This window comes from Sessilibacter corallicola (assembly GCF_021290925.1).
Lineage (GTDB): Bacteria > Pseudomonadota > Gammaproteobacteria > Pseudomonadales > Cellvibrionaceae > Sessilibacter > Sessilibacter corallicola.
In genome coordinates, this window is the sequence record NZ_JAJSLX010000001.1 from 113,499 (window position 1) to 126,252 (window position 12,754).

Genomic DNA, 12,754 nt, shown 5'->3' on the forward strand with positions numbered 1-12,754 from the left:
GCGAGTCCTTAAAAATACTTTGCGTGCCTTACATATATAAAAGTCAGTGTGAAAAGTACAACATAAGAATCAGATCTAAAAATCAAATCCTAAAATCACTCAGAGACCTCAGCAACATCAGTATGTTTCGCATGATGGGTTCGGCGCGATAGCACGGCTTTAAAAGCATCTATAAGTGCATCGCAATCATCGATGTTGTTGTAAACATGCAAACTGATTCGCATAAAATCTCCGCGCACAGAAGCAATGATTCGAGAGGTTTCTAATTCCGCCACCAACACGTCGGGATCAAATTGACTTATCTCAATACCCAAATAGTGACAACCTCTGTCGCGATTGCCAATCAATGGAATATTGAATGCTTGCAGCTTACCAGAAAGATAATTGGTCAAGTACTGGCAATACTGTTGGATTTTTCTGACGTCCCAATCAATCAATAATTTAAGAGACTCCGCCAACATAGGCGTTAATATAAAATTACTGGACTCTCCCACATCGAAGCGTTCTGCACCTTGGCGATAGTGATCTTGATAGTGAGTCAGCTCCGCAAAGCGGTCACTGAAATTTCGATTGATCCAGTTTTCTTCTAATGGTTCACCCGAACACAGAGGATCCGAGAAATAACCAATGGCCATACTGTATGGACCCAACAAGGTTTTATAACTGCTTGCCAATAACGCATAAGGATTGAGTTGTTTTATATCGATATCAATAGCGCCCACCGATTGAGTCGCATCGATAACCAATAAAGCGTCATAGGCGTGGGCCTTTTCGGCAATGCGTTTAAGATCAAACAGACTACCATCTTGCCAGTGAATATTACCGACGGAAACGACATGGGTGTTTTCATCAATGGCATCGATAATCGCTTGGCTCCACAGCGACCCTCGGTTTTCTACCTCTACAGGACGCTTGATAACGATCAACTCGGCTTGATGACGCCGACAATATTTTTCCCAGGTGTAATAAACCGATGGAAATTCATCTTCAACCAAAATGATGTTTTTCTTGCCATGACACGGTGTGTTAGTGGCAATAATACTCAAGCCGTAAGACACCGATGGCAGAATAGCAATATTCTCAGAAGATTCCGCGTGAATCAATTGCGCAAAACGTTCGCGAATCAGTCTTCGATACGAAAAGAAATGCTCTTTTGTCAGATGCATGGGAATTCTTTTTCGTCGCATTCCCTCGATACCCGCTTGCTCGGTTACCATGGGCAACGGTGACATGTAGGCACCGTTTAAATAATGGTAATCTTCCAAATTGAAATCGGCTTTCTTACAAAAGGTTTTCAGTTGTGTAACCGTAAGCTCAGACATAATTTACGCCAACGCCTCTTCATCACGCAACACAGAAGAATCTTCTGTATCGCCAAGTATCCACTGTTCTTCTTTGGTGTACAAAATGGTATCTGGACACAATATATCGATGTGATATTGGGTATAAGGTGTTAAGCCAAGCCCTAAGTGAACCACACCTTTACGACCGCCATAAACTTCGTTCATAGCGGAATTTCCCGAGACCAATTTGTGATTGGTGTTAACGCCTAAACCAATTTCCAATAGCACGCTGTAACGCGAATCGACATACATCAATGCCTCCAACGCGCGAACAGCAGGCAATGATTTATTAGATGACGCCTTTAACGAGGTAATATGCCCATGCTTTAAACTAACAATGACGGAATCATCGTTTAACGTGGCCAAGTCTTCGTAAAGGCGTTGTTGATCAATGTGTGTGAACGAAGGCGTACCCGAATGCAAAATCGCTGTGCCTTTAAAGGTTAATTCGCCCGTCACATCCAGCGCCGATTCAATATTTTGATCAAATACGTTGACAGGCAAAACACTGATTTCACCCGAGGGAAACAATTGCTGTTGTCCCCAATCCAAAATACCAATTTGCTCATGCCAAGAGAAATGATCGTGTAAGTGCTTAAACACCGCTTTGGTTTTGGTGTTTTTATCGTAGAAAAACAAGCTTTCGGTTTTTTCACCCAAAGAAAATAATCGATCGGCAAAGGCGTCTTGGGAAACCGGATCGGTATTTTCAGCAACTTGAATAAAATGCTGTATGGAGTCAACATTGCTTGGCGTTGACGAGCACGCAAGCACACCTAATTTACGCTTTTTGCCCAACACAGCCGCAGGCGGCGACTTAAAATACACATTGGGCAACACTACAAGTATGTGAGAATTTTCGGGTACGTCTTGCTTCATTAAGTCGAAGAACTGGTCACTGGAATCGATGGCAAATACGCAGCTCGATTTGTATTTCTCACCAACGTCAACTGAGAATTCATTCTTTAAATGACTGTTTGTTATCACACAAAATATTGTGTCGCTGTTTGATTCACCAAAATTAACAATTTTGCTTGCATTAACCTTAATCATTTTAGCACCCAATTAAATTTCAATGCAGGGACAACTGACTGAACGGTGTCGTACCATTTTCTTCGATTCATTAGATTCGGAGGTTTCTATTTTGCCAAACAGTAATTCATCGTTTTCATTTTTAACGATGGTGCCGTCGCAAAAAATATCCAAGTGATATTGTGTGTGCGGCAACATACCGAGCCCTAAGTGAATTCGTCCCGAATCGCCGCCGCAAATTTCGTTCATAGCACTGTTGCCAGGCCAGGAGGTCGCCTCGGTATTAATAGAAAAACCCACTTCGTATATGTTTCTGAATCTGGAATCCACCGTAAACAAGGCACTCAGCATTTTTGCGGCCGGCAGCGATTCTTCGCTCATTGCTTGTATGTGAGTGATTTGACCGTCTTTGATGTCTAAAACCACTTCTGAGTGTTCAATCGTTGAAATCTCTTCAAAAATTCGCTGTTGGTCACTTTCTAAAAAAGAAGGTGGTCCCGACTGAACGATCACGTTGCCCTTCAAGGCAATTTTTCCATTCAGTTTAAACTTAACCGCGCTGTCTAGCTGTTCTATTTTAAGCGGCACAAGAAAACAAGCGATTTCTCCCGAAGGAAAAACCTGCTGATCTCCCCAACTCAGCTCACCCAATTGTTCGTGCCATTCAAGCTGATCATCCAGATGATCAAAGGTGCACTCTAAACCCATTTGAGGGTTTATCAGCTTAAACTCCGATGAGCTTTCGCCTTTTTGGAAAAATGCGTCTGAGAATTCAAGCTGTTGGTTGGGATCGGTTCTTTCGCCTATTCTTAGAAAATGCTCAATCCCTTCAAGAGAAGTTTTTCCAGACTTACACGCCATAATAAGCAACTTTCTTTTATTCAACAGGCGCTTATCAACAGAGTGCAATAAACAATTGGGTAAAATTGTTAAGATATGGCAGGAATCGGGTACGACATTATCTTTCAATAGCTCTTCGAACGGTGTATCGCCATCGAACGCTATAATCAGGCGATTTTTGTAACTGTTGTTCTCGCTGATAATAAAAGATTCAACATACTCTGAATTGGTCAACAAACAGAAGTTATCTGCTGCATCAGCCTTGCCGTAGGGACTTATTTTCTCGGGATATATCGTGACAGTTTTCATAGAATATAACCAAAGTTGATAATCGATGGGACAAAAAAAGGGGGGAATCTTTCATCCCCCCTTTTCTCTGCTAAAATTAACCTAACAGAGAGCCAGTGTATTGGCCGTTACGATTACGCTTTTTCATGGCGTTCTCCTAAAATTAATGGTGAGTTAAGTGAAGGCTTTCGCGCAAAAAGCAATTTCATATAACCACAATAAAAATAAATTCTCACAAATAAAATTAAATTATGTTAACCAGTTAAAAAATATGTCATCAACCATTTTCTTTAGGCGCACTAATCCACAAAAAATACGAAAAATAAAAAACAGTTATTATCGTTTTTTCAAAAGATTTAAATCCAATTAAAATTAATTGCCATTTAAACACTAACCGTATATTAGAAATTCAAATAATACAAAAACACCCACGCAAAAACCCTAAAAAATAAATATTATTAACAAGACCCTGCAAATAATTAAAAATAAATTCAGAAAAAAAGGTAATTTTAAACAACCATCTTTATAGTTAAAAAAACCAAAGAACTAACAACAAATGTCCTTCACCAACAAAAAATAGTAATACGAGAAATTAAAAACAAAAGGTTAGGCAATAAAAATTCTAAGAAGAAAAATACGTTTTTAGCGATATAAAAATAATACGTGCTACATTTATGAACTTATTAACTTGTAAACTTATTAACTTGCAAAATAGAGACTATAAAACGCGCAAAAACTGCTTTCTTGACAAGTTACTCAGCTTTTATCACCATCAAACTGATTGCATTTCAACCAAACTGCATTTAAAACGAGAGAATAAGTACAAATAATAGATACCGATTAAGTACAAATAATAAAAAGCCAATCTTCTTGAAACCCAGTCTTAAAAATTATTCCTACCGAATAAAAATACCAGCTGTAATGACGTACAGGAGCCTCTGATTAACCTCAACATTACTCAGCGTGATCTCAAGCGTGCAGTTGCAAGACGCCGTTTGCAATTAATGGCCGTAGTCCTTAATAAAAACGGCAACGCCGCAAATGTGCGCTTGAGAACACGTCCTTCGGAGCCTTCCAGTTTTTTCCTGCTCTGCGTTGTGCTTTTTCGATTTAACCCGTTAGACCTTCAAAAGCACGCCTTAATCAGAAAAAAACTCCTTGGCCTGAGTGATCTTGAGGTTAATCAGAGGCTCCTATAAATTTATTACCAACAAAAAATCATTACCATTGCTTAGTTATGCCGTAGCACAACAATTGCTCAGTTCGCACAAATACGGAGTCTGCTGTAGGTTTAACGGTTAACTCATGACATGGAAGGTATAACATGGAAGAAAAGATAAATGGAAATTAGCCTGATATTTTATATTTCGAATAAATTCAAGCGAATCAGAGGTTTCTTAAATCGGCAATAAACCTTAGAATGCCATAAATCCACTCATCTACTTGTATCTGCACAACAGGTTCATCGAGAATCGACAATAATAATATCGAATAATAACTTCCAACCGAAATCACACCTGTTTTACCGCGATTAGTTTAAAAGGAGATTAAATTGAATACCGATGTGATGCCTCAATCACGAATCAAACGTGTTGCAAAATCGAAATGGTCTTGGCTGTTTACCCTGGTTATCATTGTTGTCAGCTTATACGTTGTTATGAAAGTCAGCTCTGCCATTACTAAGCTGGAATACAGCCTGACACCACCGAAACTCCCTGCCTACCAACAAACCAGCGCCACTAAATATTTAAACGATTCTGGTTGGGGTGAGAATTCTCGCTGGTTCTATCACGCCTCTCAAGGAACCGCAACCTTGCCGATTCCTTACGATTGGCTTATTGCATTGGAAGCGCCCAAAAGCAATCCGTGGTGGATTTTTTTTGGCGGTGAAGACTTATTTATAGCAAGCGATTTACCCAAGCTCGGATTTATCAAACAAGATGAATCCACCTATAATCCCAACGCTCTCCCCATTGGCCTTGCACAAACACCGAGCATTTATTTTCCCGGTTTAAACCGAAAATCCAATGCGGTCGGTTTTACCTGTGCAGCTTGTCATACCGGACAAATCATTCACGACGATGTGCGCTACATTGTTGACGGTGGCCCAGCAACAACTGATCTGGGTTTATTGACCAAATCCCTCGGTGCCGCACTTGGCCAAACGGCGTTGTCGAGCCAGTTTTCAATATTGGATGGTCGTTTCGAAAGATTTGCCAAACGGGTTTTAGGAAGCAACTACAACGTATTGACCAGAAACCAGTTAAAAGACGATTTAACCAATACGCTTAAGCATTTAGTAACCTCGGTGGATGTTATTAATGTCACCGAAGGCTTCACCCGCTTGGATGCGCTAAATCGAATTGGTAATCAGGTGTTCGATACGGCAATGGATCGCCCTGAAAATTACGCGCCGATTGATGCACCAGTAAATTACCCGCATATTTGGACGACCTCTTGGTTTGATTGGGTGCAATACGATGGCTCCATTATGCAACCACTGGTCAGAAACGCGGGCGAAGCGCTGGGTGTAGAAGCTTTTGTGGATACTACCGGTCCCGATCAACAACGATTTGCGTCTTCTATTAATTACCATAATCTGGTCAGAATGGAAAAATGGCTGGCTGGTGACCAACCCCAAGCCAATCAAGAAATCAACGGCTTACGCGCGCCAAAATGGCCGAGTGATTTTCCAGAAATCAACACCGACGCTGCCAAAAAAGGGCAAGAGCTGTATCAAGACTTGTGTCAGGGTTGTCACTTACCGGCCATGAACACAACGGCGTTTTGGCAAGATGATTATTGGCAAAAAATTCAATACGTTGAAAATGGTGAAATCAAAGAAACCGAAGACGCCTACCTAACACTGAATATCATTCCGTTAACGCACATTGGAACCGATCCAGCCCAAGCCGAAGTATTGCCTAACCGTACCGTTGATACCACAGGATTGAATTTAAACACTGAGGTATGCACGCCTTTACCCGACGAAGACGGAACAGTTGCATTGCGCTACGTAGAAATGAAAGACAGCGCCACGGCCAACTACGGCTTGTCGCTGGGTGCGTTTGTGCAGCGAACCAACTTACAGTGGTTTGCTCAAAATTTTGTGCCGGATTCTCAAATCAGCACAATGGAAGGCGGACGCCCGAACTGTTTGCAGGTAGGATTAGGCTACAAAGCCCGACCACTAAACGGCGTATGGGCAACCGCACCGTTTTTACATAACGGTTCAATTGCGACCATTTACGACTTGCTGTCAACGCAAAGTGAGCGCCCAACATTTATTGAATTGGGCAATCAAGAATTTGACGTGGTTAATTTAGGCATTGTGCAGCCTGCGAAAGTTAACACGTTAAATAGCAAGTACAGCAACACCTATTACAAAGTCACTCCCGATTACGCCGACGGACGTTTCGTGCTCGATACACGTGAGCCAGGCAATCATAATACCGGCCACCTTTTTGACGACATAAAAGTCACCGGAAAAATTGGCCCTAAATTAAATCATGACGATAAAATGGCAATTATCGAATACTTAAAAACCTTATAAGTTGTATTAATTACACCTTGGGCTAACTGCTGGAGGATGTTATTCCTCCGGTAGTTTTCCAAACAAGCTTATTCTTCAATTAGCTTTCCATTCAAATCTAACTGCTAATTTTTTATTCAAACCTCACTGCGAACAAATCGATTTTTATATTCTCTTGGTGTTTGCTCGGTAATTTTGATAAACATTTTTCGAAATGCACTGACATCTTCGTAACCTACATCGGCGGCAACGCGCTCTATAGATTTAGTGGTGCTTTCAATTAACTCACACGCTTTTTGAATGCGTAAACGCTGAATGTACTGCGTGGGTTTTAATCCGGTTGCATTAACAAATCGCCGCAAAAAGGTTCGTTCGGTTAAATTAACGGTTTCGGCAAGTTGGCTCACTTTTATCGCTTGGTGAAAACTTTTTTGTAATTGATGCTGAACCCGAATAATTATTTCATCGCCATGATCCAAACGCGTACAAAAACTTTGATAATAACTCTGCTCACGAGAGCCGGTATCGACTAACAAAAATCGACCCAACTGCCGCATTAATTTTGAATTGGTAAATAACGCAACCAATTCCAAGCCTAAATCGACCCAACTCATTAATCCGCCAGAAGTAATAATATCGGTGTCGTTAATCAGCAATCGACTGCTGTCTACCTGAATATTCGGAAAGTTTCGAGCCAGATCATCAGCGAGCTTCCAATGGCTCGTTACTTTACGCCCGTCGAGCAATCCGGTTTCCGCCAAAATAAACGCTCCGGCACACACCGAACAAATAATCGCACCTTGCTTATGTTGCAGTTGCAGCCAATCGATTAAATCGGATTGCGGTTTAAGATAATACTGTTCGTACAAGCACGGCGGCAAAATAACCACGTGAAAGTTTTCCTGAGAATTTTCAAACGATTGTTCCAAATTTTGGCTGTCGCACGTGTAGGTTTTAAAGGTTTGTTGTAAACCGTGTTCTGAACAAAATTGATTTGCCAAATAAAACTGTTCGGCTAACCCCTGTACCGCCGAGAGCATTGCACCTGGGTAATGGACAATTCCAACGTGGATCTGAGAATTTGTCACTTTGAACCTCATTTATGCCAATTTCGCCTTTAGTATAGAAGACAAATTTTCCGAATAATAGTCGCCATCACCACGGCAACGTAATCCATTCAGAAAACTAATGAGAGAAAAACCATGTCTGAGCCATCAACCACATTAAGAGAACTTGTCGGCTTAAGTAACGAAGCAAGTTCCATCAGCACCTCGGCATTGATTATTATCGACGCACAAAATACCTACCGCGAAGGCGTGATGAAGCTCGACGGCGTGGAAGGCGCATTAAAAGAATGCCGAATATTATTGGAAAAATTTCGCGCAAGCGGCCGCCCGGTTTATCACATTCAACACGATGCAGGCGAAGGTTCACCTTATGACGTTAACGCGCCAATCGGACAAATCGCCGATGTTGTCGCGCCGATAGAAGGCGAACCTGTAATCGTGAAAAACTACCCGAGTTCATTTGTAGGAACAGAATTGGAAGCAATGCTAAAAAAAGCCGACGTTAAAAATTTAATTTTAACGGGCTTTATGTCGCACATGTGCGTGAACTCAACCGCAAGAAATGCATTTTCGCTAGGGTTTAACCCTACCGTGGTTGCTTCGGCAACGGCAACACGTGCCCTACCGTCAAAAACGACCGGTAAAATCATTCCATCGGATTTATTAAATGAAGCAGCACTGGCGGCACTCTCGGATTTACCGTCTGCCGTAGTACCGAGCGCAGCAGACGTGCCAGATTAATTTGCAATCCTAGAAAATATACTTTAAAGCAATATTTTTACGAATTTGCCCTTCCGGTAGATAAGTAGTAGGCCCAATCGTCTCGGCCGCGCTTACTGGCATCTTGCGCGGCCTTTTGATAATCGTAAGCCACGTTGATTGTATTTACACTCCAATCACTATCGTGCTTTTCTAAGATTACGTAGTTCGCGTGTGGACTGTAATTTTCCATCGCGTGAACAATGGGTTCATCATCACAATACGCCGGTAAACCAACACTGCCCGTATTCACAATAAGTTGCCCAGAAGCGAGCGAAACCGCTCTTGGAATATGCGTGTGACCGCACACAACAACTGAAGATTTCTGATTGCCCAACAACGACAAAATGTCTTTTTCAGAACGAACCACGGGCTTGCCGGTTTCAACGTTTTCTAACAAATAAATTAAATCACTGGTGGGTGTACCATGACATAAAAAAACGTCATCGGTTAACTGGTGAGTAGGCGGCAGAGCTTTCATCCACTCAAGCGGTTCGGGCCCTAAATCGTTTAGAATAAACGCTAAGGTTGGGTTTTGCTCAATATCACTCTTGGTAGCTTCGTAAATTTGACGATCTTGATTACCGCGAATTGTCACGATATTGTGCGCCATTAACAGGTCGTAAGTTACCCTCGGAGCAATCGGCCCGTAGAGAATATCACCCAAATTTACCGTTACATTCACACCGCGAGTTTTAATGTCTTTTAACACGGCATTAAGTGCGTAAACATTACTGTGAATATCGGAAATGGCGGCTATTTTCATCGTCTATTCCTAAGACATATAGAATTTGAAGTATTAATAAATAACGTTAAAATTTAATCATAAGAATAAAAATCTAACGACTGGAATTATTCAGCTTTCGAGTGGTAAGCTTTTTTCTAACAATACTGTATAGCTCAGCAAACATGACAATTACGATAATAGGTAGCAGTAAGCTACCAGGCCAGACATTATCGATGCTAATAAAAATAGCGAGTATACAAATTCCAATCAGCCCAGATTGAATCAATAACGCGAAACGATCAACGGTTGAATCAACAAAAAACCGTCGATAAAAACGATCAATAGAATATACGAACGCAAATAGAACCAATACAAGTCCGCCCCAGCGAACAATTTGGACAAATAGATGTTTAATAAAGCCCTTTGTATGCTGAGATACAAATTCACTCTTTATGAAATCAACTTCTGCATCATTGAGATCACCCAAATAATCGTAACCAACCGCACGATGACCTAATTCAGAACTCAGCTTTTCATCTCTCAGTAAAAACTTTATTAACATTGAGTTTTGATCAAGATCGATATCATGTATTAATAAGTATGGCTTATATTCTCTATGAAGCTTCTTTTCTAAAGAATCAACATCAGTAATAGGCGAATAACTCCAACCATGAAAATAAATTTCTAATGAGTAAAGGCCATCTTGGTTAAAAAACTCTTGGGTATTCGCCTTTAAATAGTCACTCACTTCGTCGGGTATAGGCGACACCAACAATCGTCTAGAACATCCCCCTGTTCGTTTGAAGCTGATTTGAAACTCAGGACTGCAAACAGAGTTTTCACACGTAAAATAGAATTCCTCAATCATTCCTTCACACGACAAGGAGTACGATTTAATACTCACGGTAGAAAACACGATCAGCGCGATGAAATAACGAAATGCAACAAAAAACATAATACCATTAACTTTTTGAATTTAGATCACATCAAATGACATATTTAGTGTTTGCAAGCAATAGAAACTCTCGGTTACCTTAATTTTTTTCTAAAACCGAAAATACAAAATCCCGAAATGCTTTAACTTTAGGACTGTTTTTCCCTTCAGAAGTTGTCACAAACCAAATCGGCGCTTGGCTGGGTGCGAGCTGATTGAGTTTAACCTCTACCAAACTGCCGTCATCCAGCTCTTGTTGAATCGCAAGTTTTGATTTTAATGCCAAACCCAAACCTTGCTTTGCGGCTTCGGTGAGTGAATCGGATTGTCTGAATAAGATTGGCCGCTGTATTGCTATCATTTGCGATTCTTTTTTTGGGTTAAGTAACTCGACTTTTATTTGCCAAGGTAACGATACCCAAGGTGCCGATAACAAATCGGGAATTGTCTTTGGCTGACCAATCTTGTTCAGTAAATTGGGCGATGCACAAATGACGCGTTCGTTATTGCAAATTTTTCGGGCAACCAGTGCGCTGTCGGAAAGTTGGCCGATGCGAATGGCGCAATCTTGTCGCTCTTCGACCAGTGGTACGTAACGATCAATGGGCTGAAATTCTAAGGTTAAACCAGAATGCGCTCCCAGAAATTCCGATAATCTTGGCATTAAATAACGATTTAACACCCAAGGCGATACGGTAACCCGCAGATGACCGCGCACCGAACACGATCCCGCGTCGATTTCGGCCTGCTTTAAATCTATCAGTATCTGTTCGATGCGCTCCAAAAACACTTCGCCTTCTGCCGTCAAAGACACGTTGCGGCTGTTTCGGTGAAAGAGCACCAAGCTCAAGGCACCTTCGAGCTTGCTGATACGATGGCTGGTGGTGGCGGTGGAAATTCCTAACTGATTAGCCGCCGACGTCAAACTGCCGGTGTGGGCCACAGCAACAAAGGATTCCAGGTCTTGTAGGTTATACATGGCGATTGTTCGAATTTTTCGAAAGCTGGTTTCAGTATTTAGTCGATTCTAATCGATGTTTTCTAAATATAATACGGTCACGACAGAGGAGATCTAAATGAAAAAGCAGTTCCATTCATTGATTTTATCATTATGTATTGCCGGCATTGCTCAGGCCGATAAGCTAGAAACCGTAGCCACCTTTGATGCATCAACGCCGCCGGGTAACTTAGCAATCGCTCCCGATGGCCGCTTATTTATGAGTGTTCATGAATTTTACGGGCCAGAATTGCGCGTAGTGGAAGTGCTTAAAGACGGCTCGACCAAACCCTACCCAACCGAAGCATGGGCGCGAGCACCCAAAGATAACGGCGTTGGCTTAAATGGCGTGCTGGGTTTGCGCGTGGATCGCCAAGGTATTTTATGGATGCTAGACGGCCAAAACAGCGAACGCGGCGGTCGAGTGGTTGGCTGGGATACGCGCTCAGAATCGCTGCATAAGGTGTTTTATCTTGCCAAACCCACCACCCGCGCGACGTCTTTTTTAAACGATTTAGCCATTGATAACAGCAACAACGCGATATACATCGCCGATACCGGCGACGGCAAAAATTCCGCACTGATTATTGTCGATATGAACACCGGAAAAACCCGTCGCGTGCTCGAAGGCTCGAAATACACCGTGCCTGAAAATATCGATATGGTGATCGATAAAAAAGTGGTGCATTTAGGAGAAAACCCCGCCCGCATCGGTGTCAATCCAATCACCGTTGACCCCACCAATACCTGGGTTTATTTCGCGCCTATGTCTGGGCAATCCATGTATCGCATTGAAACGAAATACCTGCTCGACGAATCGCTCTCCAATCAAGCCTTAGAAGCAAACGTTGAACGTTACGGATCAAAACCAATTTCTGATGGCACCACCGTCGATGCCGATGGTAATGTGTATATTACTTCGGTAACGGATCACTCTATTGGCGTTATTCGCCCCGACGGCAGCTACGATGTATTGCATCAATCGAAGAAAACACTGCCCTGGCCGGATGGCTTTGCTGTAGGCGTCGACGGTTATATTTACACAACCATTAACGAACTTTTTAGAAGCCCACCGTTAAACGGCGGGAAAAATGACGCAAAGGGTAAGTTTAAAATCGTGCGATTTAAAGGCGAAGGCCCATTAATTAACGGACGTTAAATTTTTCGAAAATCATGGTCAATAAAGTTGCTGTTGGTTTTGAACAAGACGCAACCATATGTTATGGGTTTTAGAT

General features: G+C 41.9%; 10 protein-coding genes. 3 read left to right on the forward strand and 7 right to left on the reverse strand.

Going from position 1 to position 12,754, the window contains the following annotated elements:
- Nucleotides 1–95: 95 nt before the first annotated feature.
- From LU361_RS00410 to LU361_RS00420, 3 genes are read right to left on the reverse strand one after another with little or no spacing between them, the layout of a single operon-like run.
- Entirely contained in the window at nucleotides 96–1,322 is a 1,227-nt protein-coding gene (locus tag LU361_RS00410; protein ID WP_233086336.1) for an aminotransferase class V-fold PLP-dependent enzyme, read from the reverse strand.
- Between the two features lie 3 nt (nucleotides 1,323–1,325).
- The gene (locus LU361_RS00415) at nucleotides 1,326–2,396 is read right to left on the reverse strand and encodes a CgnE/CgnB domain-containing protein (RefSeq protein WP_233086337.1); all 1,071 of its coding nucleotides are present in this window, start codon (nucleotides 2,394–2,396) and stop codon (nucleotides 1,326–1,328) included.
- Between the two features lie 12 nt (nucleotides 2,397–2,408).
- A complete protein-coding gene (locus LU361_RS00420) occupies nucleotides 2,409–3,524 on the reverse strand; it encodes a CgnE/CgnB domain-containing protein (RefSeq protein WP_233086338.1) in 1,116 nt (371 codons plus the stop codon).
- A gap of 1,531 nt (nucleotides 3,525–5,055) precedes the next feature.
- Between LU361_RS00420 and LU361_RS00425 the strand changes: the two genes are divergently transcribed.
- Complete coding sequence (locus LU361_RS00425; protein ID WP_233086339.1) at nucleotides 5,056–7,056, forward strand: c-type cytochrome; 2,001 nt, start codon at nucleotides 5,056–5,058, stop codon at nucleotides 7,054–7,056.
- A 116-nt stretch (nucleotides 7,057–7,172) separates the two neighbouring features.
- Here LU361_RS00425 and LU361_RS00430 read toward each other — a convergent pair whose 3' ends face one another.
- Complete coding sequence (locus LU361_RS00430) at nucleotides 7,173–8,123, reverse strand: GlxA family transcriptional regulator (protein ID WP_233086340.1); 951 nt, start codon at nucleotides 8,121–8,123, stop codon at nucleotides 7,173–7,175.
- Nucleotides 8,124–8,237: 114 nt separating this feature from the next.
- Here LU361_RS00430 and LU361_RS00435 point away from each other — a divergent pair, with 114 nt between their 5' ends.
- The gene (locus LU361_RS00435; RefSeq protein WP_233086341.1) at nucleotides 8,238–8,843 is read left to right on the forward strand and encodes a cysteine hydrolase family protein; all 606 of its coding nucleotides are present in this window, start codon (nucleotides 8,238–8,240) and stop codon (nucleotides 8,841–8,843) included.
- 37 nt (nucleotides 8,844–8,880) lie between these two features.
- On the opposite strand, the gene LU361_RS00440 is transcribed toward LU361_RS00435, so the two are convergent.
- The 3 genes from LU361_RS00440 to LU361_RS00450 form a co-directional block, all read right to left on the reverse strand.
- Nucleotides 8,881–9,627 (reverse strand): metallophosphoesterase family protein, encoded by a 747-nt coding sequence (locus LU361_RS00440; protein WP_233086342.1) that lies wholly within the window; start codon nucleotides 9,625–9,627, stop codon nucleotides 8,881–8,883.
- 73 nt (nucleotides 9,628–9,700) lie between these two features.
- On the reverse strand, nucleotides 9,701–10,357 hold the full coding sequence (locus LU361_RS00445) for a hypothetical protein (protein ID WP_233086343.1): 657 nt from the start codon (nucleotides 10,355–10,357) through the stop codon (nucleotides 9,701–9,703).
- A 265-nt stretch (nucleotides 10,358–10,622) separates the two neighbouring features.
- Nucleotides 10,623–11,501, reverse strand: coding sequence for a LysR family transcriptional regulator (locus LU361_RS00450; RefSeq protein ID WP_233086344.1), 879 nt, complete (start codon nucleotides 11,499–11,501; stop codon nucleotides 10,623–10,625).
- Nucleotides 11,502–11,598: 97 nt separating this feature from the next.
- On the opposite strand from LU361_RS00450, the gene LU361_RS00455 reads away from it, so the two are divergent.
- Nucleotides 11,599–12,678, forward strand: a complete 1,080-nt coding sequence (locus tag LU361_RS00455) for an SMP-30/gluconolactonase/LRE family protein (RefSeq protein ID WP_233086345.1) — start codon at nucleotides 11,599–11,601, stop codon at nucleotides 12,676–12,678.
- Nucleotides 12,679–12,754 lie beyond the last annotated feature (76 nt).